The 26,954-nt window shown below is 61.8% G+C and carries 23 protein-coding genes; 9 read left to right on the top strand and 14 right to left on the bottom strand.

Features of this window, described 5'->3' with window-relative positions; translation table 11 throughout:
- The first annotated feature begins 5 nt into the window (after positions 1 to 5).
- The 5 genes from urtC (at position 6) to AC07UB_RS06855 (ending at position 4,359) form a co-directional block, all read left to right on the top strand.
- Positions 6 to 1,199 (top strand): urea ABC transporter permease subunit UrtC, encoded by a 1,194-nt coding sequence (urtC, locus tag AC07UB_RS06875; protein ID WP_494651584.1) that lies wholly within the window; start codon positions 6 to 8, stop codon positions 1,197 to 1,199.
- Positions 1,200 to 1,209: 10 nt separating this feature from the next.
- Positions 1,210 to 1,965, top strand: a complete 756-nt coding sequence (gene urtD, locus AC07UB_RS06870) for an urea ABC transporter ATP-binding protein UrtD (RefSeq protein ID WP_492793150.1) — start codon at positions 1,210 to 1,212, stop codon at positions 1,963 to 1,965.
- A gap of 10 nt (positions 1,966 to 1,975) precedes the next feature.
- Complete coding sequence (urtE, locus tag AC07UB_RS06865; protein WP_492793149.1) at positions 1,976 to 2,665, top strand: urea ABC transporter ATP-binding subunit UrtE; 690 nt, start codon at positions 1,976 to 1,978, stop codon at positions 2,663 to 2,665.
- Between the two features lie 31 nt (positions 2,666 to 2,696).
- Entirely contained in the window at positions 2,697 to 3,926 is a 1,230-nt protein-coding gene (gene fmdA, locus AC07UB_RS06860; protein ID WP_494651586.1) for a formamidase, read from the top strand.
- 94 nt (positions 3,927 to 4,020) lie between these two features.
- Positions 4,021 to 4,359: an FmdB family zinc ribbon protein gene (locus tag AC07UB_RS06855; RefSeq protein WP_492793147.1), complete on the top strand. Its 339-nt coding sequence runs from the start codon at positions 4,021 to 4,023 to the stop codon at positions 4,357 to 4,359.
- A 14-nt stretch (positions 4,360 to 4,373) separates the two neighbouring features.
- Here AC07UB_RS06855 and AC07UB_RS06850 read toward each other — a convergent pair whose 3' ends face one another.
- Positions 4,374 to 7,517 (bottom strand): multidrug efflux RND transporter permease subunit, encoded by a 3,144-nt coding sequence (locus tag AC07UB_RS06850; RefSeq protein ID WP_492793146.1) that lies wholly within the window; start codon positions 7,515 to 7,517, stop codon positions 4,374 to 4,376.
- Position 7,518: 1 nt separating this feature from the next.
- Entirely contained in the window at positions 7,519 to 8,673 is a 1,155-nt protein-coding gene (locus tag AC07UB_RS06845; RefSeq protein WP_494651589.1) for an efflux RND transporter periplasmic adaptor subunit, read from the bottom strand.
- A gap of 111 nt (positions 8,674 to 8,784) precedes the next feature.
- Here AC07UB_RS06845 and AC07UB_RS06840 point away from each other — a divergent pair, with 111 nt between their 5' ends.
- On the top strand, positions 8,785 to 9,309 hold the full coding sequence (locus tag AC07UB_RS06840) for a MarR family winged helix-turn-helix transcriptional regulator (protein ID WP_494651590.1): 525 nt from the start codon (positions 8,785 to 8,787) through the stop codon (positions 9,307 to 9,309).
- Positions 9,310 to 9,424: 115 nt separating this feature from the next.
- Here AC07UB_RS06840 and AC07UB_RS06835 read toward each other — a convergent pair whose 3' ends face one another.
- The 11 genes from AC07UB_RS06835 to AC07UB_RS06785 form a co-directional block, all read right to left on the bottom strand.
- Positions 9,425 to 11,020, bottom strand: coding sequence for a class I adenylate-forming enzyme family protein (locus AC07UB_RS06835; protein WP_494651592.1), 1,596 nt, complete (start codon positions 11,018 to 11,020; stop codon positions 9,425 to 9,427).
- Between the two features lie 26 nt (positions 11,021 to 11,046).
- Positions 11,047 to 11,709: an ABC transporter ATP-binding protein gene (locus AC07UB_RS06830; protein WP_492793142.1), complete on the bottom strand. Its 663-nt coding sequence runs from the start codon at positions 11,707 to 11,709 to the stop codon at positions 11,047 to 11,049.
- A complete protein-coding gene (locus AC07UB_RS06825) occupies positions 11,706 to 12,455 on the bottom strand; it encodes an ABC transporter ATP-binding protein (protein WP_494651593.1) in 750 nt (249 codons plus the stop codon). The genes AC07UB_RS06830 and AC07UB_RS06825 overlap by 4 nt, the downstream gene beginning before the upstream one ends.
- Positions 12,452 to 13,441 (bottom strand): branched-chain amino acid ABC transporter permease, encoded by a 990-nt coding sequence (locus AC07UB_RS06820; protein ID WP_494651595.1) that lies wholly within the window; start codon positions 13,439 to 13,441, stop codon positions 12,452 to 12,454. Before AC07UB_RS06820 ends, AC07UB_RS06825 begins: the two co-directional genes overlap by 4 nt.
- Positions 13,441 to 14,337 carry a branched-chain amino acid ABC transporter permease gene (locus tag AC07UB_RS06815; protein WP_494651597.1) on the bottom strand — a complete coding sequence of 299 codons (897 nt, stop codon included), beginning with the start codon at positions 14,335 to 14,337 and terminating at the stop codon, positions 13,441 to 13,443. Before AC07UB_RS06815 ends, AC07UB_RS06820 begins: the two co-directional genes overlap by 1 nt.
- Positions 14,338 to 14,426: 89 nt before the next feature.
- The gene (locus AC07UB_RS06810) at positions 14,427 to 15,737 is read right to left on the bottom strand and encodes an ABC transporter substrate-binding protein (RefSeq protein ID WP_494651598.1); all 1,311 of its coding nucleotides are present in this window, start codon (positions 15,735 to 15,737) and stop codon (positions 14,427 to 14,429) included.
- A gap of 176 nt (positions 15,738 to 15,913) precedes the next feature.
- Entirely contained in the window at positions 15,914 to 16,708 is a 795-nt protein-coding gene (locus AC07UB_RS06805) for a FadR/GntR family transcriptional regulator (RefSeq protein WP_492793136.1), read from the bottom strand.
- 210 nt (positions 16,709 to 16,918) lie between these two features.
- On the bottom strand, positions 16,919 to 17,713 hold the full coding sequence (locus AC07UB_RS06800; RefSeq protein ID WP_494651599.1) for a heme ABC transporter ATP-binding protein: 795 nt from the start codon (positions 17,711 to 17,713) through the stop codon (positions 16,919 to 16,921).
- Positions 17,710 to 18,753 carry a FecCD family ABC transporter permease gene (locus AC07UB_RS06795; protein WP_494651601.1) on the bottom strand — a complete coding sequence of 348 codons (1,044 nt, stop codon included), beginning with the start codon at positions 18,751 to 18,753 and terminating at the stop codon, positions 17,710 to 17,712. The genes AC07UB_RS06800 and AC07UB_RS06795 overlap by 4 nt, the downstream gene beginning before the upstream one ends.
- 50 nt (positions 18,754 to 18,803) lie before the next feature.
- Positions 18,804 to 19,784, bottom strand: coding sequence for a heme/hemin ABC transporter substrate-binding protein (locus AC07UB_RS06790; RefSeq protein ID WP_494652662.1), 981 nt, complete (start codon positions 19,782 to 19,784; stop codon positions 18,804 to 18,806).
- Between the two features lie 8 nt (positions 19,785 to 19,792).
- Entirely contained in the window at positions 19,793 to 19,996 is a 204-nt protein-coding gene (locus AC07UB_RS06785) for a hemin uptake protein HemP (protein WP_492793133.1), read from the bottom strand.
- Between the two features lie 245 nt (positions 19,997 to 20,241).
- Between AC07UB_RS06785 and AC07UB_RS06780 the strand changes: the two genes are divergently transcribed.
- The 3 genes from AC07UB_RS06780 (at position 20,242) to hutX (ending at position 23,523) form a co-directional block, all read left to right on the top strand.
- Positions 20,242 to 22,527, top strand: a complete 2,286-nt coding sequence (locus AC07UB_RS06780) for a TonB-dependent hemoglobin/transferrin/lactoferrin family receptor (RefSeq protein ID WP_494651603.1) — start codon at positions 20,242 to 20,244, stop codon at positions 22,525 to 22,527.
- Between the two features lie 147 nt (positions 22,528 to 22,674).
- Complete coding sequence (gene hmuQ, locus AC07UB_RS06775) at positions 22,675 to 23,010, top strand: heme-degrading protein HmuQ (protein ID WP_492793131.1); 336 nt, start codon at positions 22,675 to 22,677, stop codon at positions 23,008 to 23,010.
- 12 nt (positions 23,011 to 23,022) lie between these two features.
- Positions 23,023 to 23,523, top strand: coding sequence for a heme utilization cystosolic carrier protein HutX (gene hutX, locus AC07UB_RS06770; RefSeq protein WP_494651604.1), 501 nt, complete (start codon positions 23,023 to 23,025; stop codon positions 23,521 to 23,523).
- A gap of 169 nt (positions 23,524 to 23,692) precedes the next feature.
- On the opposite strand, the gene AC07UB_RS06765 is transcribed toward hutX, so the two are convergent.
- Positions 23,693 to 26,908, bottom strand: coding sequence for an efflux RND transporter permease subunit (locus AC07UB_RS06765; protein ID WP_492793129.1), 3,216 nt, complete (start codon positions 26,906 to 26,908; stop codon positions 23,693 to 23,695).
- Positions 26,909 to 26,954 lie beyond the last annotated feature (46 nt).

Here is a 26,954-nt window from a genome sequence, read left to right as displayed (position 1 = left end):
AGGAAATGTCCAAGAAAGTCGCCGAGCAAACTGTCGCCAAAGCCGTCAACGACAACCCACGCTTCGCAAATCGCTCCGAACTTTTCGGCATTCTGGTGTTGGCGGTACTGCTGGTCGTCATCCTGCCGCTGACCCTCGACAACTTCCGGCTTAACCTGGTCGCGAAGTATCTGACCTACGCCTTCGTGGCAATCGGACTGGTGATTTGCTGGGGGTACGGCGGAATTCTCAGTCTCGGACAGGGTGTATTCTTCGGCCTCGGTGGCTACTGCATGGCGATGTTTCTCAAGCTGGAAGCATCCAGTGTCGCGAACACCAAGATTCAGTCGACGCCCGGCATTCCGGATTTCATGGACTGGAATCAGATCACACAGCTGCCGTTATTCTGGAAGCCGTTTCACAGTCTGACATTAACAATTATTGCAATCGTTGTGGTGCCGGCGATCTTCGCCTTCATCATCGGCGCTGCCATGTTCAAGCGCCGCGTCGGCGGCACGTACTTTGCCATCATCACCCAGGCAATCGCGGCGATCCTGACCATCCTTATTATCGGCCAGCAGGGTTACACCGGGGGCGTTAACGGCATCACCGATCTGCGCACGCTGAAGGGCTGGGATATCCGCACCGACAACGCCAAGTTTATTCTCTACTTCGTGGAAGTGGCCTGCCTGTTCGGATGCATCGGCGTCGCGCAGTTCATCCGTCATTCGAAGCTTGGACGAATTCTGGTTGCGATGCGCGAGAAGGAGGACCGCGTTCGGTTCTCAGGCTACAGCGTCGCCAACTTCAAGATCTTTGCTTTCTGCGCGGCGGCGGTGTTTGCAGCCATCGGGGGTGCGATGTTCGCTCTCCAGGTCGGTTTCATGTCGCCGTCCTTCGTCGGCATCGTTCCGTCGATCGAAATGGTGATCTATGCGGCGGTGGGCGGCCGGCTATCCATCCTGGGCGCGGTCTACGGCACGCTGCTGGTCAATTTCGCCAAGACCGGCCTGTCGGAATCATTTCCTGAATTGTGGCTGTTCGGTCTCGGTGCGTTGTTCATCGCAGTGGTGCTGGCTTTCCCGAACGGTCTTGCCGGGATCTGGCGCGATCACATCCAGAGCCGCATCGACCGCCTGATTTCATCACGCAAGCCGAAGGCGGGCGGGAAGAGCGGCTGGACCAGCGGTTCTGTCGCTGACGGCGCACCTGCGGAGTAGGGAGAACATCATGCTTGTCGGTCATCAACCCAAGGAATTCCTGCTCGCGGTCGAGGCCTTGACGGTGTCGTTCGATGGCTTCAAGGCCGTCAACGACCTGTCGTTCTACGTCGACGAGAACGAAATCCGCGTCATCATCGGCCCGAACGGCGCGGGCAAAACCACAGTGCTCGATCTGATCTGCGGGAAGACCAAGGCCACATCCGGCTCGATTCAGTTCCGCAATCAGGAACTGACCAAAATGAAGGAAAATCAGATCGTCCAGGCCGGCGTCGGCCGCAAGTTCCAGACGCCGTCGATCTACGACGATCTGACCGTTTTCGAAAATCTCGAAATCTCCTATCCGCGCGGGCGAACGGTGTTCGGCGCGCTGACGTTCCAACGCGATGCGACGGTGCGCGATCGCGTCGAGGAGGTCGCTGAGATGATCTTTCTCAAGGATCGTCTCGCCATGAGTGCGGAATTGCTGAGCCACGGCCAGAAGCAATGGCTCGAGATCGGCATGTTGCTGATCCAGGACCCGGACCTGCTGATGCTCGACGAGCCGGTGGCAGGAATGAGTGTCAGCGAGCGGATCAAGACCGCCGAATTGCTCAACCGCATCATCAAGGATCGTTCGGTGCTGGTGATCGAGCACGACATGAAATTCGTCGAGGACATCGCGCACAAGGTGACCGTGCTGCATCAGGGGAAAATCCTGTCGGAAGGCTCGATGGAGGCGGTCCAGAACGACCCGAAAGTTATCGAAGTCTATCTGGGCCATTAAGGAAGATACCATGCTCGCGATCTCGGATCTCCACGTTGCATACGGACAGAGCGAAGTCCTGCACGGCCTCAATGTCTCTGTTGCGCCCAACGAGATCGTCGCGATCATGGGCCGCAACGGCATGGGCAAGACCACGCTGATGAAGTCGCTGATGGGCATCGTTCCGACCAAGAGCGGCTCCGTCACCATGGAGGGCAGCGAACTCAGCGCGCTCAAAAGTTATGAACGCGTCGCAAAGGGCCTCGCTTATGTCCCGCAGGGCCGGATGATCTTCTCGACCATGACGGTGAAGGAAAACATCGAAACCGGGCTGGTCGCGTCGGGCGAAAGGGACGTCCCTGGCGACATTTATGAATTGTTCCCGGTGTTGCTTGAGATGAAGGGCCGGCGCGGAGGCAATCTTTCGGGCGGCCAGCAGCAGCAGTTAGCCATCGCGCGCGCGCTTGCGACCAAGCCGAAGGTTCTTTTGCTCGATGAACCCACCGAAGGCATTCAGCCGTCGATTATCCGTGAAATGGCGCGCACGCTGAAGCGCATCCGCGACGAGCGCGGGCTTTCAATCATCGTGTCCGAGCAGGTTCTCAGCTTCGCGCTGGATGTCGCCGACCGTGTTCTCGTCATCGAAAACGGCGAGATCGTCCGCGACGAGAAGCGCGACGGCATCGATGCTGCGCAGGTCGCGAAATATCTTTCAGTTTAACGAAGCCGATGTAACCAGGGGAGCATCTCAAATGCCAGATACACTGATTAAGGTCGATCTCAACCAGTCGGCCTACGACAACGACAAGGTTCACAACCGCTGGCATCCAGAGATCCCGATGGTGGAGTGGGTCAGTCCGGGCGACGATTTCATCATCGAGACCTACGACTGGACCGGCGGCTTCATCAAGAACAACGATTCGGCCGACGACGTTCGCGATATCGATCTGTCGATCGTGCATTTCCTGTCGGGGCCGATCGGCGTCAAGGGTGCGGAGCCGGGCGATCTTCTGGTGGTCGATCTGCTCGATGTCGGGCCGATGAAGGAGAGCCTGTGGGGCTTCAACGGCTTCTTCTCCAAGCAGAACGGCGGCGGCTTTCTGACCGACCACTTCCCGCTGGCGCAGAAGTCAATCTGGGACTTCAAGGGCATGTACACGTCGTCGCGGCATATTCCCGGCGTCAACTTCGCGGGGCTGATTCATCCCGGCCTGATCGGCTGTCTGCCCGATCCGAAGATGCTGTCGATGTGGAACGAACGCGAGACCGCGCTGATCGCGACAGATCCAACCCGCGTCCCGGGTCTCGCCAATCCGCCGTTCGGTCCGACCGCGCATATGGGCCGCCTGAAGGGTGACGCCAAGGCAAAGGCCGCGGCCGAAGGCGCGCGCACCGTTCCGCCGCGCGAACATGGCGGCAACTGCGACATCAAGGATCTGTCGCGCGGCTCGAAGATTTACTTCCCGGTCTACGTTTCGGGCGCAGGTCTCTCGATGGGCGATCTGCATTTCAGTCAGGGCGATGGCGAAATCACCTTCTGCGGCGCCATCGAGATGGCGGGCTGGCTGCATATCAAGGTCGATGTCATCAAGGACGGCATGGCGAAGTACGGGATCAAGAATCCCGTGTTCAAGCCATCGCCGATGACGCCGAACTACAAGGATTACCTGATCTTCGAAGGCATCTCGGTCGACGAGGCCGGCAAGCAGCATTACCTCGATGTGACGGTTGCCTATCGTCAGGCCTGTCTCAACGCCATCGAGTATCTGAAGAAATTCGGATACTCCGGCGCACAGGCCTATTCCATTCTCGGAACGGCGCCGGTGCAGGGGCACATCTCGGGTGTCGTGGACGTTCCGAACGCCTGCGCCACGCTGTGGCTGCCGACGGAAATCTTCGACTTCGACATCATGCCGTCGTCGGCGGGACCGATCAAACACATCAAGGGCGGCATCGATATGCCGCTGTCTCAGGACAAATAGTCCCGCGAAGGAGCGCGGAGGCGGCGCGTACTCTGCCGCCTCTGCCTTCCCGCGGCGATCCCAGGACAACAGGACCAACCGAGGGAGACGGGCTGTGCCGGTTTACGAATATCTTTGCAACGACTGCGGTCCATTCACGGACATGAAGCCGATGGCCGAGTGCGATGAGCCGCAGGACTGCCCGCATTGTGCGGTGGAAGCACCGCGGGTCATTCTCACCGCGCCGCATTTTTCCTGCATGCCGGCGGACAAGAGGAAGTCGCACGCGATCAATGAGCGCAGCGCCAACGCCCCGAAGACGCTTGGCGAGTACAAGGCGTCACACAAGCCGGGCTGCGGATGCTGTTCGACGAAACCGTCCCGGCTGGTCACCAAAACCCGCAGCGGTGCGAAAAGCTTTCCGACCGCTCGGCCCTGGATGATCAGCCATTAAAGCTGGAGAGCACGCTATTCGGCGGCTTCCGAAACCTTGTTCGTCGGTCTCACGGATGGAGTCTTCCTGTTCGATCGGCCGACGCGCGAGAACATGTTCGACAGCTTGTCGAGGTACAGGTAGACCACCGGCGTCGTGAACAGCGTCAGCGCCTGACTGACCACAAGGCCGCCCACCATCGCGTAGCCCAGCGGCTGCCGTATCTCGGAGCCGGTTCCCGTTCCCAGCATCAGCGGGACGCCGCCAAGCAGCGCCGCCATGGTCGTCATCATGATCGGGCGGAAGCGGATCAGCGCAGCCTTGCGGATCGCCTCTTCAGGAGCGAGGCCTTCGTCGCGCTCGGCAGCGATGGCGAAGTCCACCAGCATGATGCCGTTCTTTTTCACGATGCCGATCAGAAGCACGATGCCGATCAGTGCAATCAAGCTGAAATCGAACCCGAACATCATCAAGATCGCCAGCGCACCGACACCGGCCGAGGGCAGGGTGGAAATGATCGTGAGCGGGTGGATGTAACTCTCGTACAGGATACCGAGGATCAGGTAGACAACGATAAGCGCGGCCAGAATCAGCAGCGGAACCGTGCCGAGCGATTGCTGAAACGCTTGCGCGGTGCCCTGGAAGCTGCCGTTGACCGTGGGCGGGACATTGAGCTGCGCCACCGCGTTCTGGATGGCATCCGTCGCCTGACCCAGCGCCGTTCCCTGTGCGAGGTTGAAGCTGATTGTGGTCGCGGGGAATTGGCCCTGATGGCTGATCGACAGCGGACGCACCGGCACGGTCGTCCAGCGCGCGAACGCGGACAGCGGCACCTGATCTCCGGTCGTGGGCGACTTGATGTAAATCTTGCTCAGCGTATCCACCGAGCCCTGCAGCTCGGGCAGAATTTCCAGAATGACGTGGTAGCTGTTGACCTGCGTGAAATACTGGGCGACCTGCCGTTGCCCGAACGCATCCGACAGCGTGTCGTCGATCAGCTGCGGCTGGATGCCGAAGCGCGAGGCCGTGTCACGGTCGATGGTCAGGGTCAGTGTCGTGCCGGCGGTTTGCTGGTCGGTGGCGACGTCGCGCAATTCCGGCAGGGTTTTCAGTTTTTCGAGAATCTTCGGAGCCCAACTGTTCAACTCGTCGAGGTTCGCATCCTGCAATGTATATTCAAACTGCGTTCGTGTGGCGCGTCCTCCGAGACGGACGTCCTGCGAAGCCTGGAGGTACACGCGCGCGCCTTCGAGCTTGTCGAATTGCGGTCGCAGCCGCGCAATGATCTGCTGCGCGCTGACGTCCCGCTCATCGCGCGGCTTCAGCGTGATGTACATGCGCCCGTTGTTCAGCGCGCTGCCGCCGCCACCGATCGACATGGCGATATTTGCGACCGCGGGATCTTTTTGAATGATTCCGCCGATCTGCGACTGAAGGCGCGACATTTCAGCAAATGAGATGTCCTGTCCGCCCTCGGTGATTCCCGTAATGAGGCCGATGTCCTGTTGCGGAAAGAAGCCCTTGGGGATGACGACAAACAGGTAACCCGACAGGAAAACGGTAACGAAGAAGACGCACAGTGTGGTCAAACGCCAGCGAAGGACGAGGTTCAGCCCCCATTCATATCCGCGCAGCATCCCGTCGAAGAAGCGTTCACTGAGTTGATAGAGCTTGCCGTGCTGGGTTTCGGCGCTGTGCGCCTTCAGGAAGCGCGACGCCATCATCGGTGTCAGGGTCAGAGAGACCACAAGCGAGACGAAAATCGTCATCGCAAGCGTGATGGCGAACTCGCGGAACAGGCGGCCGATGATGCCGCCCATCAGCAGGAGGGGAATCAGAACGGCGACCAGCGAGATGCTGATCGAGACAATGGTAAAGCCGATTTCGCTGGCGCCCTTCAGCGCGGCTGCGAATGGTTGTTCGCCTTCCTCGATATACCGGCTGATGTTCTCCAGCATGACGATGGCGTCGTCGACCACGAACCCGACCGAGATGGTCAGCGCCATCAGCGACAGGTTGTCCAGTGTGTAGCCGAATGCCCACATCAGCGCACATGCGCCGAGCAACGCGAGCGGGACGGTGACGCTGGGAATGATCGTGGCCCAAAGGCTTCGCAGGAAGATGAAAATCACCATGACCACGAGGGCGATAGTGAGCAGCAACGTGAACTGGACGTCTTCCACCGCCGCACGGATGGTTTGCGTGCGATCGCTCAGCACCGACACATTGATCGATGGCGGGATGGCCGCGACCAGGCGCGGCAACTGCGCCTTGATCTTGTCGACGGTGTCGATGACGTTGGCGCCGGGTTGCTTGAAGACGACAAGGAATACACCGCGCTTGCCGTTGGCCCATGCGGCCTGCTTGGCATCCTCCGGCCCGGACACCGCCTGACCGATGTCGCGAATCCGCAGCGGCCCGCCGTTGCGGTAGGCGACGATCACGTCGTTCCAGTCTTTCGATTTCGGCAACTGGTCGTTGGCGTAGATCGTGAAACTGCGCGTTTTGCCGTCGATATTGCCTTTGGGGCTGTCGACGGTGGTGATGGCGATCTGGCTGCGCACGTCCTCGAGTTGCAGGCCTTTGGCCACGAGTTTTGCCGGATCGATCTGAATGCGGATCGCCGGTTTCTGCTGGCCGCCGATGGTCACTTGCGCGACGCCGGAAATCTGGCTGATCTGCTGCGCCATCTGCGTATCGGCGTAGTCGTTGACGTCGATCAGCGGCAGCGTGTCGGATGTGACCGAGAGCAGCAGGATCGGCGAATCCGCCGGATTGACCTTGCGATAGGTCGGCGGACTCGGGAGGGTTTTCGGAAGCTGGCCGCCGGCTGCGTTGATCGCGCCCTGGATATCGTTAGCCGCGCCGTCGATGCTGCGGTTGAGGTCGAACTGGATCGTGATCGACGTTGACCCCAGCGAACTCGTCGAGGTCATTTGCGCCACGCCGGGAACCTGCGCGAACTGCCGTTCGAGCGGCTGCGCGACCGATGACGCCATGGTTTCGGGACTTGCGCCGGGAAGACTTGCGGAAACCTGAATGGTCGGGAAATCCACCTGCGGTAGCGGCGCGACCGGCAATAGCGGATAGGCAACGAGGCCCACAAAAAGAATGCCGGCCATCAGCAACGACGTCGCGATGGGATAGCGAATGAACGGACCGGAGATGCCCTCGCTCATGTCAGTCAGCCTTCGCCGAGGGTGATTGTCCTGAGCTTGCCACATTGACCGTCAGCAGCGAGCCGGGCTGGACGCGGTATTGCCCGCGGGTCACGACTCGTTCGCCCGCGACCAAACCGCTTTCAATCAGCGTCTTGCCGTCGGTGGAGGGGCCGACCATGATCTTGCGCAGTTCGGCTTTGTCGCCAGTGGTCACGGCGAAAGCATAAAGTCCGTCGGCGCCATGCTGGATGGCGTCGTCGGGCATCACGGTCGCATCCTTCGTTGTATCGACAAGAAGGCGCGTGGCCACCGACAAGCCCGGCCACAGCGCATGATCCTTGTTGTCGAACGTCGCCTTGAGGCGGATGGTTCCGCTCGTGGTATCGACCTGATTGTTCATCAGCGAAAGGACGCCTTCGGACAGCACCTTGCGCCCGTCGGATGTGAGGGCGGTAACTGTCGTCTCATGCTGGCGAAGTGCATTGGCGATCGCTGGAAGCTGTTGTTCGGGCGCGGTGAAGATCACCGAAATCGGCTCGATCTGCGCGATGGTGACGATGCCGGTTTGCGTCGCTGAGTTGACGATATTGCCGACATCGACCTGCCGGATGCCGGCGACACCGGAAATGGGCGCGCGGATGCTGGCGTAGTCGAGTTGCGTCTGTGCGTTGAAAATCGCGGCCTGATCGGCGGCAATCTGCGCGGTCAGTTGCTGAACATTCGCGGTTTGCGTGTCGACGGTTTGCTTGGTGGCGAAATCGCCGAGCTTGGTGGAACGCTGAAGATCCCGCTGGGCGTTGGCCAGACCCGCTTCATCCTGGCTTTTCTTTGCGTTGGCCTGATCGAGCGCGGCCTGAAAAGGACGCGGATCGATTTGCGCGATCAGGTCGCCTTCCTTGACCATCTGGCCTTCCTTGAAGGCGATCTGGTTGATCTGGCCGTCGACGCGCGTACGCACCGTGACGGTGTTGAAACCCTGAACCGTTCCAAGCCCGGTCAGATAGATCGGGAAATCCTCTTTCGTGACCGCAGCCACGGTGACCGGAACGGCTGCGGCGGATTTGCTGTCCGAGACCTTCGGCAGCTGATGCCGTGGCCATCCGAAATACCCGCCTCCGATCAGGAGCAGTGCGGCGATGAAACAAGCCCAGCCAGGAATGCGACGCTTTGTCATACCGATCTCAATTGCTTCAGGGTGGCGATCCCGTATAGCTTATAACTAATGAGCCAGCACTTAGTATGCAGGCGCATTATTAATTCTTGGAAAGGTTCGGACCTAATCCGCATGTCGCTTGATCTGAAACGCCAGGTGATCGCGCAACTCGTTGAGACGTCTCGTCTCCTGCGCAATCACATCGATCAGCGGGCGAAGGGTCGCGGGACCACGCGCGCGCAGTGGATTGTGCTGTTTCGATTACGGCAGCAGGAAGGGCTGTCGCAGGTCGATCTCGCAGATGTGCTCGAACTTCAGCCGATTTCTCTGGTGCGGCTGCTTGACCGGCTGGTCGAGGCCAAATTGCTTGAACGAAAGCCCGATCCGACCGACCGCCGGGCCAACCGGCTGTTCCTGACCGGCAAGGGGCGGCAACTGGTCGACGATCTCGACAGCTTGCGGGACGCGATTGCGACCGATGTGCTGCGCGATATTTCTAAAACCGCAATCGAATCAACGTTTGAGACCCTCGTTGAGATAAAGGCGCGGATCAAGACCATGGCCGAGGACCCGCCGGAGGCGGATGAGCCCAAAGATCAAACCAAGGATCAGATCAAGGACCAGCTAAAGGCGCGGCGGGCGCGCGCGCGGTCCTAAACTCGCGCTTTTCAAAAGGCGAAATGGCGGCGGACCTGGATACAAAGGGCGAAATGGTGTCCGGGCGCATCACGCAAGAATGAAGGCGGATCACGCAGGAATCACGGCGTCTCGCTCAGGAATCCACCAGCGTTTCGCGCAGGTTTTTCTTCATGACCTTGCCATTGGCGTTGCGCGGCAGCGGATCGGTGCCGACGGTCATCGTCTCGGGCACTTTATAATCCGACAGCCGCTCGGCACACCATGAGCGCAGCGCGGGTGAGTCGATCTCGCTGCGGACAACGACGACGGCGTGAACGCGCTCGCCCAGCACCGGACACGGCCGTGCGACGACAGCGCTCTCGATGACAGCGGGATGACTGGCCAGAACCGACTCGACCTCCGCGGAATAAATCTTGAGGCCGCCGCGATTGATCATGTCCTTCTGGCGGTCGAGCACGCGGACGAAATTCTCCTGATCGATCGACCCGAGATCGCCGGAATGCCAGTAGCCGCCGGTGAAACCTTCCGAGGTCGCAAGGGGATTATTCCAGTAGCCCTTGATGACCGATCCGCCGTGAATCCAGAGTTCGCCGATCTCGCCGCGCGGCAGTTCGTGTCCGTTCGAGTCCACGACAATGATATGTGCGCCCGGACATGGCAGTCCGACGCTGTCGCTGTGAGTCTTGGTGAACTGCGGCGGCATGATCGTCGAGGGCGACGATGTTTCCGTCGATCCATAGGCGTTGACGAGTTTCAGCCCGGGAAGTTTCTCGGCGAGCCGTTCGATGGTCGCGACCGGCATCGGCGCGCCGCCGTATCCGCCGATGCGCCAGGCCGAAAGATCGTAGGACTCAAAATCGGCTTGCAGCAGGCAAAGGTTGTACATCGCCGGCACCATCACGGTCTGGGTGATGCGTTCGCGCGCGGCGAGCTTGAGGTAGTCCGTCGCCTTGAATTCCGGGACGATGATGAGCGTCCCGGCGCAGCGCGCGATGGTCATGATATTGGCGGCGATGCCGGTGACATGCGCGAGCGGCACGGCGGCAACCGAACGGTCGTCGCGCGTCATCTCGAGACAGATTTCGTAGATCATCGCCGAATGGATCAGATTGCAATGCGCCAGCATCGCGCCCTTGGGCTTGCCCGTGGTGCCTGAGGTGTAGAGGATCATGGCGATGTCTTGCTCGGCGACCGCCATGGGCGTCTGCGTGGTCTCTGTCGCAATCAAGTCGGCGAACGCCAGCGATCCATCGATCGCACCGATCGAGACGCGTTGAAGCAGAGTGGGGATCTCGACGGAGTCGGGGATACGTTCGGCCAGCGCATCTTCGTGAATGATGAGCTTCGCGCCGGAGTCCGCCAGCATGTAAGCGATCTCGGGTTTCTGCTGCCGGGTGCTGAACATCACACTGACAACACCGAGATGCGCTGCGCCAAACAGCGCGAGCACGAACTCGATGCGATTGCCGAGCAGCAGCGCGATGCGGTCGCCGGGCAGCAATCCGATTTCCTTGAATCCGGCGGCGATCTGCGCGGATTTTTGCGCGACCTCGCGCCATGTCATTCGTTCGTCGCCGCAGACCAGCGCCTCGCCGTCAGGGTTGGTCGAGGCGGCATCGGCGACCATGGCCCAGATGCTGGCGGGGCGGTTCTCGAATGCCGGGACGATGCGATCGCCGAAGCGGGTTTCCATCCGCATCGGCGGAATCGGATATTGCGACCAGTCCATAAATAGCCCTGTCCTGATATCTGGTATCAGGTTGAAAGATTGGCGCCGCGCTCGATCACGAATTCGGCGTCGAACAAAGTATGAGAATGATTCAAATCCGATTGCGACATCAATACAGTTAAACCCTTGCCCTTGAGCGATGCAAGAACATCTGAAATCCGCTCCGACAGGGCAGGTGCGATCCCTTCGAATGGCTCATCGAGCAGCAGGCATCTGGTGCCGATACCGAGCGCGCGCCCCAGCGCCACCAGCTTTTGCTGCCCGCCGCTCAATAATAAGGCCTTGCGGTCGCGCATGGTGGCGAGTTCGCCGATCACGTCATAAACGAAGGCGAGTCGCGCCTTCTGGTCGACGTTCCTTGCCACCCACAGCGGTAGCAGGATATTTTCCTCAACGGTCAGTTGCGGCACCAGCCCGCGGTCTTCCGGCATGTAGCCGATGCCGAGACCGGCACGGGCGTGGCGCGGCAGCGCCGCCAGATCGTCGCCGGCAAAACGCATGGTGCCCCGTTTGGGTGCAAGATGCCCCATGATCGAGCGCATCAGCGTGGTCTTGCCGGCGCCGTTGCGGCCCACCAGACTGACCATGGCGCCTTCGGTCAGTTGCATGGTGAAGCCGCGCAGCGCGGGCATCGACTGGATTTCAACCGCAAGATTTTCGATGTCGAGCAGCGGACGAGCGGCGGTCATCGTGCGCCTCCCGTCACGTAACGGCGGACTTGGGCGTCTTTCAGCACATGCGCGGGCTCGCCGTCGGCGAGAATCCGGCCATTGTAGAACGCGACGACGCGGTCGGCGTATTTACTGACGATGTCCATATCGTGCTCGACAAAGACGATGGTCGCGGCCTCGGCGGAGACGGCGTGAATGACGCGGTCCATGGTGGTAAATTTCTCTTCCGCCGACACGCCGGAGGTGGGCTCATCGAGCAGCAGCAGCTTGGGCCGCCGTGCCAGCGCCATGGCGATGTCGACAAGCTTGCGCACGCCGCCGGCGAGCTCGGCAATGGGCCGTTCCGCTTGGTGGGCGAGACCGAAGCGGTCGAGCAGGGCGAGCGCCTTGTCGCGGCGGTCGCCGGCTTCCGCAGGCTGCGTCGGAGACAACGGCCCGCCCGTCGCGCTGGAGACGGCGACGGTGAGATTCTCGACGGCGGTGAGTTCGATGAACAACTGTGGAATCTGGAACGAGCGCGAGATTCCCAGTTTTGCGACATCGCGGGGAGAGCGCCGCCCGATCGGCGAACCGTCGAGGTCGATTTCGCCGCTGTCGGGCTTCATGTAGCCCGTCACCATGTTGACGAAGGTGGTCTTGCCCGCGCCGTTGGCGCCGATCAGGCTGATCTTCTGGCCCGCCGGAATATCGATGCTGATGTTGTCGGCGGCGACGACGGCGCCGAAGCGCTTTTGCAGTCCGCGCACGGAAAGGACGGGCGTCATGATGCCGATCCTTTCTCGGCGACAGCCGGTTCCGGCGGCGGCTCGGAAGTCTTCCGCCTTCTTCCGCTCCAGAGCGAGCCGATGCCGCGCGGCAGGAACAGGATGACCGCCAGCAGGAACAGTCCGAGCACGAGTTGCCATGTGTTCGGAAGGTAGAGATTGGAGAACGAGCGCACGAGTTCGAGCACCAGCGCTGAAATGAACACGGCTCCGACGCTTTGCGTGCCCGCGAGCACTGCGATGAAGACGAACTCGCCGGAGGTCGTCCAGTAGGCGAATTCCGGATCGATATGCCGCTGCGCCATCAGCGCGAGCGCGCCGCTGGCCCCGGCGAAGATCGCGGCGATCACGAAGTTGATGGTGACGACGCGGTTCGCGGAGGTGCCGAGATATTCGACGCGCAGATTGTTCTCGCGCACGGCGAGACTTGTCAGGCCGAATTCGGAGCGGAACAGGATGGTCGCAACGATGCCCGCGATGCCGGTGGCGACCACGGACACCGCATACAGCATGAAGTCCGCCTCGCGCGGATCGTTGAACACCGCGCCGAACAGGGTCGGGCGGCCGACGTTGAAACCGTCGGAGCCGCCGAGAATGGTGGTCTTGACCAGCGCGCCGTAGAGCACCATCGACAGCGCCAGCGTCAGCATGCCGAAGAAGATGCCGCTGTAGCGGGCGATCAGTGGACCGATGACAAGGCCGAGCAGGCCGCCGAACACCGCGCCGATCAGCACCTGCGCGACGGCGTCGGTCAGGCCCCAGTTGTGCGCGATCAGCGCCACGCCATAGCCGCCGCCGGCATAGAACAGGCCCTGTCCGAACGAGACGTTGCCGGTGCGCGCCAGCACGACGATGCCGAGCGCGACCAGCGCCTTGGATGCCGCGACCGTCGCCAGCGACAAGGTCCATGCCGGAATGATGCGGCCGAACAGCACGGCCAGCACGACGAGGCCGAGAAGAACGAAGGGATTGGTTGCGTGCTTCATCAGATCCGCCTCGCGGTTTCGCGGCGGAACAGGCCTTCAGGCTTGAACATCAGCACGGCGGCCATGATGAGATAGATCATGAACAGTTCGGCCTGCGGCAGCAGGTGCACCGATGCCGCGCGCGCCATGCCGACCAGAATCGCGCCGATGGCCGCGCCTTCGACGCTGCCGAGCCCGCCGATCACCACGATGGCAAAACTCAGGATGATGATTTCGGAACTCAATCCCGGCTGCACCGATATTTTCGGCGCGGTGAGGCCGCCGGCAATCGCGGCCAGCATGACGCCGAAGGCGAACGCCAGCGCATAGACGCGGTTGATCTTCACGCCCATGCTCGCGCTCATTTCGGCGTTGTGGATCACGGCGGAGACGATCTTGCCGGACGTCGTGCGGTTGAGTCCGAACCAGACCGCAAACCCGATCGCCGCCGAGAGCGGGATCAGCATCAGGTCGTAGCCGACATAGAACAGCCCGGCGAACTCGACATTGCCGAACAGTTCGTAGGGCTGGTTGGCGTAGATTGGATTGACGCCCCAGATCAGCTTGGTGGCGTCCTCGAGGATGAGAAACACCGCGTAGGTCACCAGCAGCAGCACGACTTCATCGCGGCCGTAAAACAGCTTGATCAGCCCGCGCTCCATCAGGAGGCCGATCACCGCGGCGATCAAGGCGACCGCCAGCAGCATCAGGATGAAGCCAAGTGCGGGGGGAACCTTATGCGCCGCCGCCAGCGTGACGGCCGTCGCCGCGAGATAGGCGCCGAGCGCGTAGAAGCCGCCGTGGGCGATGTTGAGAATCTTGAGCACGCCGAAAACGAGCGTCAGGCCCAGCGCCACAATGAAAAGCCACGACGCCTGAATCAGGCCGTCGAGTATGACCGTGAGAAACGTGTTCATGAACGGATTCAGGCCGGAGTTGTCGCGAAGAGATAGGCGGCGCAAGATTCACATCGTCGCGCCGCCCGGTGGCCGTCAAGCGCAGAAGATTACTTGCACTTGTCGTTCTTCATTCCGCCCTTGATCCAGTCGATTGCCTTCACTCCCGGAGGAGGGTTCACGCATTCGGCTTCGAAGTTGACGATGTCGACCAGATCGACGCGCTTCTTTTCCGCGTTGTACTTGGTGCGGCTAAACGCGATCGGCTGGATGGCCTGATGGCCGTCGCCGTTCTTCATCTGGATCAGTCCGCCGGGGCTCTCCCACTCGGAGCCGGTCATGGCCGCGACCAGTTCGTCGGTGGTCGGCTTCTTGCCGCCGTTCTTGGCCATGGCCTTTTCGACCGCGTTCTTCACGCCGAGGATCGACTGCGTGACACGGTAGGCGGCCTGCACGGGATAAACACCGTTGGCCTTCTCGTAGCCGGTGAAGAACCACTCGTTGAGCGGGGTCTTCGGCGACATCAGGCCGTAAGCGCCGCGCGCGCCGATGATGACGCCGTCGGGCATCTTGTCGCCGAGCGGCGGCAGCACGTGGTCGGCGGCGCTGAGCACAAGCTGGCTGCGCTTGGCAAGGCCGCGTGGCACCGATTGCAGGATGAAGGCCTGCAGGTCGCCGCCCCAGAGGCTCGAGTAAACGACGTCCGAACCCGCCGAGACCAGCGCCGAGACTTCGGTGCCGTACTGGCCCGCGCCGAACTTCGGCAACAGATCCGCGCCGAGCTTGGCGTTCGGATACAACTGGCCGGCCGCTGCGACGAAGTCCGCCCGGCTGTCCTGGCCCCAGGCGTAATCCTGGTTGATGGCCGAGAACGTATCCATCTTGATGTTCTTTAGCTTCATGTAGCGGATCAGCCCGACGTTATCCTGGGTGGCGTGGGCCGAGGTGCGGAAGACGTAATTGTATTTGGCTTCCTCGAAGATGCGCGGCGTGCCGCAGTCGAACAGGAACAGCGGCTTCTTTAATTCTTCCGCGATGGGCGCAACCGCGAGGCAGTCGCCGGAGCCGATATAGCCGATGACCGCGTCGACATTGTCGCGCTGATAGAGGTTGCGCAGTTCCTGTACCTGCTTGGTCGCGCCGCCGTTCTCGTCGATGATGATGGGCTCGATCTTCATGCCGCCGAAGCCGACCTTATTATAGGGCGCGGGGCCGGCGCCCTTGTTCAATTCGCCGATGACGAATTCCGCGGCCTTGCCGGCGGGAACGCCGAAGCTCTCCGCTGCCGGACCTGACAGGAAGGTGACGATTCCAACCTTGAACGAGTCCTGGGCCGATGACGGGCCGGTCAGCGCCAGAACAGCGGCGGAGCAGGCCGTCAGCATCCCAAATGATCGCGTAAAGCGCTTGAAGCTCTTCATGTATTCCCTCCCGAGTATCCGGTCGAAGCCGGCTTGTGTCCGCACCCGTTTGCCGGGCATCGGTGAAACTCTTCGCAGCTTACGGGCGCTTTTCGGCCTCGTCCATGACGCGCTTGCGAAACGGTAGCGAAGGCGAAAAGCCCCACGTATCCAGTTGGCTGCCGGTCCGAAAAGCCTTACGCGGCGCGGCGTTTGCGCTTCGGCTTTTGTTCGCCAGACGACGCCTTCGCGGCGCGCCCATATTTCTTTTTCGACAGCTTGAACTGGGTATAGCCGAGCACCTGCTGCATCGCGGCGCGAGCCTTCTCGGCGTTGCCTTCGGTGATGGCGTGCGCGGCGAGCGCGTGGTTCGGCAGGTTCTCGTTGAACCAGCCGGGGCTGCCGGTGGCCACCATGAAAACCGCGCTTAGAATGGTGTCGATGGCGCCGCGAAAGCCTTGCAGCACCGGATTGTGAGTGGCGTCGATGATCGCCAGATGAAACGCCTTGTCGGCGACGATGGCGGTCGGCACGTCGTGCGAGGCTTCCATCGCGGCGAGCGCGGTGTTGATGCGCTTGCGGTCCTTCGCGGTGGCGCGCTCTGCGGCAAGGGCTGCGGCGGCGGGCTCGATGATGAGGCGCACTTCCTGAAGCGCGAGCAGCAGCGCGCGATTGGGCTCATCCGTTTCCACCAGCCAGCTCAGCACGTCGCGGTCGAGCAGGCTCCAGTCGCCGCGCGGGCGGACATGGGTGCCGTGGCGGGGCCGCACGGTGACGAGGCCTTTCGCCGCAAGCGTCTTGATCGCCTCGCGCACCACGCCGCGGCCGACGCCGAATCGGCTTTCAAGATCGTGCTCGGGCGGCAGCGTCGCGCCGACCGGAATGAGGTCCTGCGCGATCTCGCTGCCGAGTGTTCGGAGCACGGACTGAATGCGTCCTGGCTTGACGAGCTTGCCGTTGGTTTTGAGGCGGGAGCGGGCGGGAGATTTCATTTCAATTCGATTGAGTTTGAGCGACTGACTGCCAAGCTAGCACGCGCATGTGCGGGCCGCCACAAAACATCCGATGTTAAACATCGGATGTTCTTCTGGTGCATTGCAGGAAGAAACTCAATCTCGCATCCGCGAGCAGGGGAAGCAACTGAAAAACAGCGCGGCGCAGCATCGGTGTCTGGCATACAAGCGGCCCAGCAATCGCCCGCGTTACTGCATCCGCTGCAACAGAACATAAGGCTGCCCGTCCTCGGAGCCGATGCTGGTGGCGACGTCGAACACGTCGCTGATCATGCGGTCGGTGATGGTCTCGCTGGGCGAGCCGTCGGCGGCGACCGAGCCCTTGCGCAGCACGATGATGCGGTCGGCGAAACGGACGGCGAGGTTGAGATCGTGCAGCACCGCGACCACAGTTGTGCCGGCGCGGGCGCGGCGCTTGGCGATTTCCACGAGATTGATCTGGTAGCGCAGGTCGAGGCTCGATGTCGGCTCGTCGAGCAGCAGTACGCCGGGACCGTGATCGGCTTCGCCGCACGCCAGTTGAACGAGAACACGGGCGAAATGCGCGCGCTGCTGTTCGCCGCCGGACAATGTCGGCAATTCGCGGTGTCGGAACGGCTCCAGTTGGAGTTCGGCGATGGCGGCGTCGACCAGCGGTTTCGCGGCCATGCGCGGACGATCTCCGGCGCCCATCGCGACGATCTCCTCGACAGTGAACGGAAAGCTGACGCTGACGTGCTGCGATAACATGACGCGATGTTTTGCAAGGTCGCGCGACGCGTATGATCCGAGGTCGCGGCCTTTCAGCCGGACGCCGCCGCCGCTGCAACGCAGATCGCCGGACAGCAATCGCAACAGCGTGGACTTGCCCGCGCCGTTCGGTCCGACAATGGCGACGGTCTCGCCGCCATGAAGCCGCACGCTGACATTGTCGAGCAGCGTCGCGTGCCGCACTTTCATGCAGACCGCATCGGCTTCGATCAGTGCGGGGCGAGGCGATGTCACGACGCGATCAGCTTTCGTTGCCGCAACAGGATGAACAGGAAGAACGGCGCGCCGAGCGCCGCGGTCAGAATTCCGATCGGCACTTCGGCGGGCGCAGCCAGCACCCGCGCAATGGTATCGGCGAGAATGAGCAGGATCGCGCCGAGACACACCGAGGCGGGCAGCAGCATGCGATGGCCGGGGCCGATCACCATGCGCAGCAGGTGAGGGACCACGATGCCGACGAAACCGACCACACCGCAGATCGACACCGCGACGCCGGTCATCGCCGAAATCAGCACGATCGAGATTTTCTTCAGGCGCTCGACATCGACGCCGGTATGAAAGGCTTCCGCTTCTCCCAGCACCAGTACATCGAGCCCGCGCGCGATCAGCGGTATCGCCAGCAGAGCCAGTAGTGCCACCGGCGCAACGATCCCGGCTTTCGGCCAGGTCGCGCCGCTGAGCGAGCCCAGCAGCCAGAACGTAATGTCGCGCAACTGCCGGTCATCCGCGACGAACACCAGAAGCCCGATGCCCGCATTGGCGATGGCGGCGATGGCAAGACCCGCGAGCAGGAAGATCGCCACTGAGGTGCGGCCCTCGCGGCTCGCGATCTTGTAAAGCAGCGTTGTGGTCAGCAGCGAACCGGCAAAGGCGGCAATCGACAGCAACTCGAATTGCAGGAAGCGAAAGCTCGCGCCCCATGCGCTGTCGGAAATCACGATGGCCGAGGCCGCTGCGAACGCGCCGCCGCTGGAGACGCCGACCAGCGCGGGATCGGCGAGGGGATTGCGGAACAGCCCCTGCATGATCGCGCCCGACAATGCGAGTAGCCCGCCGATCATGCCCGCGATGGCGATGCGCGGAATCCGGATCGACCACAGCACGAGTTCGTCCCGCGCCAGCATGGCGGGATCGGCATTTGCGATGTTCAACCCCAGTGCTGCGGCCAGACGCGGCAGCGGAATGCCGGCGGCGCCGACGGTGGTTGCGAGCAACGCGACGGCGAACACGCCCGCGATCAGCACGGCGTAAACGACAATCGCGGACGGCCTCATGGACGACACGCGGGGGTGAGCCGCGTGAGAAGTTGCTGCATCGGCCGGTGTCATTGATGGCAGTCGACGGACAGCGTGGCCGGTTTCCAGGCTGCGGCCTTTTCGTTGAGATCGGGATAGAGCGACACGGCGAGATCGCGCGCGGCGGCGGCGGTGCGCGGCCCGAAGCCCAGCAGGTACAGCCCGTCCATCGCGACGAAGGATTTTTTCGCAGCTGCGGGCGTCAGCGCGAAGGACGGATTGGCGAATACGGTCGCCGCGTCCAGTTGCTCGTGTCCGCGCGCCATGGTCAGCACAACGTCGGGTTTGGCCGCGACGATCGCCTCGTCGTTGACGGGCTTGTAGCCCTCGAATCCGTCGATGGCGTTGACGCCGCCGGCCAGCTTGATGATTTCGTTCGCCGCGGTCTTCTGCCCGGCCACCATCGCCCGGCCGTTGAGGAACGACATCACGAACATCACGCGCGCCGGCTGCTTGACGCTGTCGCGCAGCTTCTTGAGTTCGGCGAGATCCCTGTCGACAGCTTCGGTGAGGCACGCGCCGCGCGAATCGGCGCCCATCGCGTGGGCGACGAGCTTGATCTTATCGCGCAGGCCCTGCTCGGAATATGTTTCGGGAAACGACACGAACGGAATCTTCGCCGCGTCGAGCACGTCGAGCGTTTCCTTTGGGCCGGACCCTTCGACGGCCAGGATCAATTGCGGATTGAGGCCGAGAACGCCCTCGGCGGACAGTTGGCGCATGTAGCCGACGTTGGGCTTCTCGCCGAGCGCCTGTGGCGGATAAAGGCTCGTGGTATCGACGCCGACGATCCTGTCGCCGAGACCGAGCGCGTACAGGATCTCGGTGACAGCGCCGCCGATCGAGACGATGCGGTCGGTATTGCCGATGGCGACATCGCGGCCGCGCGCGTCATGGATCACGGTACCTTCGGCACGGGCGGCCGCCAGCGGGATCGCACTAATATAAAGGCTTGCGGCAAGGCCGAGCGTGACACCAAGGGTGACGCCGAATGTCCGGCGGAAGGTCATCTGCATTGTCATTTCGTCAGGATCAGCTTGTTCTGCGCGGTCAGCCGCAGGCGATAGGTCTCGTCGCCATGAGCGATCAGGATTTCCCGCGTGGCGGCAAACAGGTCGCGGCTGTTGATGCGGTTATCCATCAACGGAACGGAGCGCTCAATTAGAGTCGTTCCAGACTGCTTCTCCGGATTGTTGGCAGGTTCACGTTGGTCAGTGCTCATCCGTCTTGCGCGTTCAATTCGAGAAAGTGTTGCTCTTCTTTAATTTTGCTGTTGCGCAAACGCCAATGCTCAAATTTACAATAGATGTAAACTCGCTGATCCACGATTGACCCGGCGGCGCGTTTTTACGAAAAGTGTCAGCACGTTGGTAAAAGACCGGCGTAATTCACAACTAGCCAGCCAGCCGCCTTCTCAAGGCGATGCCCGCCAGCCGCATCAAAGCATAATAAAGAGTTGGGGCTGTCATGTTGGGGCTGAACGCGCGCGCGTGCGCGCTTCTCGTATCTGTGTCTGTTGTTGCGCTGGGGGCTGCCGGCGTGTCGCATGCTCAAACCGCCGATCCGGCGGCTCCGATCGCAAAGCCCAAACAGGCCAAGAAAAAGCGCGCGGCCGCGCCGCCTCAGGCACCTTCTGCACAAGCGCTTGATGCCCGCGCGCAGGTTGCGCAGGGCACCACTCTCGACGAGATCAGCGTCGCCGCGACGAAGACCGAAGGGCGGACCATCGATGCGCTGGCCGGGGTCAGCAGAATCAATCAGGCCGAGATCGATCAGGTCGGGCCGAAGCGAACGTCCGACATTTTCATCAACACGCCGGGCGTCTCGTTCCAGGAGCGCGGCGACGAGCCGGGCAGCGCCATCGCTGTGCGCGGCTTGCAGGATTTCGGACGTGTCGCGGTGGTCATCGACGGTGCGCGCCAGAATTTTCAGCGCACCGGCCACAACGCCAACGGCTACTTCTACATCGATCCGGCGATGATCGGCGACGTGGATGTCGTGCGTGGTCCGGTGGCCAATATCTACGGCTCCGGCGCCATCGGCGGCGTGGTGTCGTTCCGCACCAAGGATGTCGAGGACATCGTGCGTATCGGCGAACGCTGGGGCGTTCTCAGCGAAATGGGCGTCGGGTCCAACAACTGGCGGACGAATTTCTCGACATTCGCGGCTGGCAAGAACCAGAACGGAACCGTCGAGGCCATTGTCGGCGGATCCTATCGCGCGCAATCCGACTACAAGAACGGTAACGGCGTTACGGTCCCGAATACCGCGTCGGACACCCAGTCCGGACTCGCCAAGCTGACGTTCCGGCCCGCGGATGGTCACGAGGTCAAGCTCGGCTTCGTCGGCTACGATGCGCGTTACAACACCGGCCAGCCGTCGATTCCGAATACGTCGGGTTACGCCACCAATACCAGCAACCAGACGGCGACACTGAGCTGGAAGTATCAGAGGCCGGAAGATCGCCTGTTCGACTACAAGGCGAGCGTCTATTTCAACGGCACCGATACCGATCAGATCAAGAATGCCGGCGCGGGAAATCCGATTACCGGCAAGATCGGCGACAAGCGCTCGTTCACGGTCGATACCGTCGGCTTCGACATCTACAACACATCGCGCATTGATACGGGTCCGGTCGCGCACGCCATCACCTACGGCGGCGATTATTTCTCGGACAAGGTCAAGGTAAGCGATCCCGGTGGCGCGTCCGCCTACACCACGCCAAACGGCGACCGGCGGGTGGACGGTGCATTCGTCCAGGTGAAGAGCAACTACGCGATGCTCGAATTCATCAATGCCGTGCGGTTCGACGAATACGCGCTGAACAGCGGCAGCTTCGAGACCAGCGGTAATCGCTTTTCGCCGAAGTCGACCATCGGCATCACGCCTGCGCCATGGGTGACCGGGTATGCGACTTATGCCGAAGGCTACCGTGCGCCATCGGTGACCGAAACGCTCGTCTCCGGTATTCACCCGGGTGTCGGAGTCAGCACGGGCTCAACCCTGTATGGATCGCTGTTTACGCTTCTGCCCAATCTTGCTCTGAAACCAGAGGTCGGAAAGACCAAGGAAGCCGGTTTGAACCTGCGGTTCAACGACGTGTTCTCGGCGGGCGACAAGATCCGTGCGAAGATCAACGTGTTCCGCAACGACGTTGATGACTATATCGACCTCGTCTCGTTCGGTCCGCCGCAAGCGATGGTTTCGATCTGTCCCGGACCTCCCGGATTTTGCCCCTTTCCGATTCCGTGGCTTCCGGTCGCGTTCACGACAACCTCGCTGGTCCAGTACCAGAACATCGCGAATGCCCGCATCGATGGTCTCGAACTGGAATCGACCTACGATTCAGGCCTCTGGTTCGCGGGTGTGGCCGGGTCGTGGATGGAGGGCATCAACGTGTCGACCGGCGAGCATTTGCAGAGCGTTCCGGGCCAGAAGATCGTCACGACGCTCGGTGCGCGCTTCTTCGATCAGAAACTGACGGCCTCGGTGCGCTGGGCCTCGGTGACTTCGCAGTCCGGCCTGAGCACGCTCTACAATCCGGCGACGAATTACGATCTGGTCAATCTCTACTTCGCCTACCAGCCGACGCCTGACATCGTCGCAAGCTTCGGAATCGATAACCTGCTGGACCGGTACTACATCCCGTTCGCGACGCTTCGCGGAACGGACGGCACCGATACCGCGCTGGCGGGATCTGCGCCGGGGCGGGTTTACAAGGCAAGTCTCAAGGTCCGATTTGGAGGAGTCTGACAGGCACGACGACAAACAGTTTTCGCTTTCAATCGCCGCGCAGAGCTTTTCTGCGCGGCTCGATGTGCTTGCTGACGCAGCGCAGATACAGCGGCCCTTTAACAAGCGGCCATGTCGGCCTACAATGAAACAAACAGGAGAAGACCAATGTTTATCGCAATGAACAGATTTCAGGTGAAGACCGGCTCGGAACAGGCGTTCGAAACGGTGTGGGCGACGCGCGAATCGTATCTCGGCGAACTCGCGGGCTTCGTGGAGTTTCACCTGCTGCGCGGCCCTAAGGCCGACGACCACACGCTGTATTCGACGCACACGACATGGGTCGACAAGGCCGCGTTCGAGGCATGGACCAAGTCGGAGCAATTCCGCAAGGCGCATGCGCGTGCCGACAACCAGACCGGCGAGAGCCTCTATCTCGGCCACCCGAAGTTCGAGGGCTTCGAGGTGATCCAGACCGAGCGCAAGACCAGCGCAGCCGCCTGAGAAGGATTAGTTATGCTGAGCACCGATCTCGCCGATCTCAAGAAGCACATGGCGGAGAATCCGGGCGGCGTCATCGAGGACGTCGCGCGCGAGAAGAACGTCACGGCGCGGGCCGTGATCGAGGCGTTGCCGGACGAGATGCGTTCCTTCGCGCCAGGATCGGCGTTCGTGGCCGCGATGCAGGACATCGCGACATGGGACGAGGTGACGCTGATCATCCATACCGAGGACGGCATCTTCGAGATTACCGAGCCGGTCGGCGGCGGCGAAATCGGCCGCGGCTATTACAACATCATGAAGCCGAAGGGGATGCACGGTCATCTGCGCCATGAGCGCTGCGGCGGCATCGCCTTCGTCGAGCGGCCGTTCATGGGCAAGTCGTCGGCGTTCGCGGCGTTTCTCAATGTCGATGGCGGCGTGATGTTCAAGGTGTTCGTCGGGCGCGACGAGGCCCGCGCGCTCAAGGCCGATCAGCTTGAGAAATTCCGCGCGCTGGCGAAGTCGCTGGGGTGAATTCTGCGTCATCTGAATCAAAAATGGCCGGGAAAATCCCGGCCATTTTCTTTTGCATTTGAAAGTTGCGAGCGAAGCAACCCGGCTCTTGGAGGGGCAATGACCGGGTTGCTTCGTCGCGGGCGCGTCGCGTCACGGGCATTCAGCGCTGCGCCATTCCTGCGGCCGGTTACTCGGCGGCCGCCTTGAAGTGCTGTTCGGCGGGGACGGGATGAGCCTCGACGATCGAACTCTCGCCGTGCTGGATCAGCGGCCGGTTGCCGGTGAGGGCGCGCAGCAGCACGTAGAACACGGGCGTGAAGAAGATGCCGAACGCCGTGACGCCGATCATGCCGGAGAACACCGCGACGCCCATGGCATGACGCATTTCCGCGCCCGCGCCGGTGGATGTCACCAGCGGCACCACGCCCATGATGAAGGCGAGCGACGTCATCAGGATCGGCCGCAGCCGCAACCGGCTGGCTTCGATGGCCGCCGCGATCGGCGTACGGCCCGCGAACTCAAGTTCGCGCGCGAACTCCACGATCAGAATGGCGTTCTTCGCCGATAGTCCCACCAGCACGAACAGGCCTATCTGCGTGAACACGTTGTTGTCGCTGCCGGTGATCCAGACGCCGAACATGGCGGCCAGCAAGCTCATCGGCACGATCATGATGATGGCCAGCGGCAGCGTCAGGCTTTCGTATTGCGCCGCGAGCACAAGGAACACCAGCAGGATCACGATCGGGAACACGTAAAGCGAGGTGTTGCCCGCGATGATCTCCTGATAGGTGAGGTCGGTCCATTCGTAGTCGATGCCTTTCGGCAGCGTCTCCTTGGCGATACGCGCGACTGCGGCCTGCGATTGCCCGGTCGAGAATCCCGGCTTGGTATTGCCGTTGATGTCGGCGGCGAGGAACCCGTTGTAGCGCATCGCGCTTTCCGGCCCCGCGCTGGTTTTCACCTTGAGCAGCACCGACAGCGGAATCATCTCGCCCGAGTTGGAGCGCACCTTCAACTGGCCGATATCGTCCGAGCGCGCGCGATATTTCGCGTCCGCCTGCACGCGCACCGAGTAGGTGCGGCCGAACTTGTTGAAGTCGTTGACATAGAGCGAGCCGAGATAGACCTGCATCGTCTCGAAGATGCTGGTGATCGGTACGTCGAGTTGCCGCGCGCGCGTGCGGTCGATGTCGGCGTAAAGCTGCGGCACGTTGATCTGATAACTCGAGAACAGACCCATGATCTCGGGCGCCTCGGCGGCCTTTGCCATGAACGCCTTCTTGGCGTCGTCCAACGCCTCGTAGCCGAGGCCCGCACGATCTTCGAGTTCGAGCTTGAAGCCGCCTGTGGTGCCGAGGCCGTTGACCGGCGGCGGCGGCAGCATGGCCACGAAGGCATCCTGGATCTCGGCGGAATATTTCTTGTTCAACTCGGCCGCGATAGCGACCGCGCTGAGTGAAGGGTCCTTGCGCTCCTCGAACGGCTTGAGCACCGAGAACACGATGCCCGCGCTCGACGAGTTGGTGAAGCCGTTGATCGACAGGCCCGGGAACGCCACGGCGTTTTCGACGCCGGGTGTTTTCTTCGCGATCTCCGACATGCGCCGGATCACGTCTTCGGTGCGGTCCAGCGTTGCGCCGTCCTGAAGCTGAGCGAAGCCGATCAGATATTGCTTGTCCTGACCGGGCACGAAGCCGCCGGGCACGGTCTTGAACAAACCGAATGTCGTCGCCAGCAGCGCGACATAGACACCCATGACAATGGCCTTGCGCGAGATCACGCGCTTGACGCCACCGCTATAGGCATCCGATCCGCGGTTGAACACCTTGTTGAAGCGCCGGAAGAACCAGCCGAACGCCTTGTCCATCCAGCGGCTGAGCGCGTCCTTCGGCTGATCGTGGCCCTTCAGCAGCAGCGCGGCGAGCGCGGGCGACAGCGTCAGCGAGTTGATGGCGGAGATCACCGTCGAGATCGCGATGGTCATCGCGAACTGCTTGTAGAACTGGCCGGTGAGACCGCTGATGAAGGCCAGCGGTACGAACACCGCCAGCAGCACCAGCGCGATCGCAACGATGGGTCCTGACACTTCACGCATGGCGCGATAGGTCGCCTCGCGCGGCGTCAGTCCCTGTTCGATGTTGCGCTCGACGTTCTCGACCACGACGATGGCGTCGTCCACCACGATACCGATGGCCAGCACGAGTCCGAACAGGCTGAGCGCGTTGATCGAGGAGCCGAGCAGGAACATCACCGCGAAGGTGCCGACCACGGAGACCGGCACCGCCACCAGCGGGATGATTGACGCCCGCCATGTCTGCAGGAACAGGATGACCACGAGCACCACCAGCGCGATGGCTTCCAGCAGCGTATGCACCACGGCCTCGATCGAGGCGCGGACGAACCGCGTCGGATCATAGGCGATGCGGTAGTCCACGCCGTCCGGCATGTTCTGTTTGATCTCCGCCATCGCCGCATGCACGTCACGTGCGATGTTCAGCGCGTTGGAGCCGGGAGACTGGAAGATGCCGATGCCGACCGCGGATTTGTTGTCGAGCAACGCGCGCAGCGCGTATTCCGACGAACCGAGTTCGATGCGGGCGATGTCACGCAGACGGGTGATTTCGCCGTTCTGGCCCGTTTTTACGACGATGTCGCCGAATTGCTCCTCGGTGTTGAGGCGGCCCTGCGCATTCACCGGAATCTGCAATTCGACGTCGGGCAGGCTCGGCGACGCGCCGACGGTGCCGGTCGCGGCCTCGACGTTCTGCGCCTGGATTTCCCGCACCACGTCCCCCGGCGACAGGCCGCGTTCGGCAACCTTCTGCGGATCGAGCCAGATGCGCATCGAATAATCGCCCGCGCCCCACATCTGCACCTGACCAACACCCTGGATGCGCGCGAGGCGATCCTTGACGTTGATCAGGGCGTAGTTGCGCAAGTACGTCATGTCATAGCGGTCGTTCGGCGAGAGCAGATGCACGACCAGCGTGATGTCAGGCGAGCTCTTCACCGTGGTGATACCGAGCTGGCGCGTCACCGCGGGCAGACGCGGCTCGGCCTGCGAGACGCGGTTCTGCACCATCTGCTGTGCGAGGTCGGGATTGGTGCCGAGGCGGAATGTGACGTTCAGCGTCAACTGGCCGTCAGAAGTCGCCTGGCTGCTCATGTAGAGCATGTTCTCGACGCCATTGATCTGCTCTTCGATCGGGGTAGCGACCGACTCGGCGATCACCTTCGGATTGGCGCCGGGATACAGCGCCCGCACCGTGACCACCGGCGGGGCGACTTCCGGATATTCGGAGATCGGAAGTGCTGGAAGCGAGAGCAGGCCCGCGAGGAAAATCAGGGCGGACAGCACGCCGGCGAAAATCGGCCGGTCGATGAAAAATCTCGAGATATTCATGACGTCATCTCATTATTGGTCTTGTTGCAGTCGTCTGTCCGATGTC

It is taken from the genome of Afipia sp. GW821-FHT04G03 (assembly GCF_059419985.1).
Note: the sequence above shows the minus strand (reverse complement) of the source record. Positions and strands in the feature narration are given on the sequence as shown.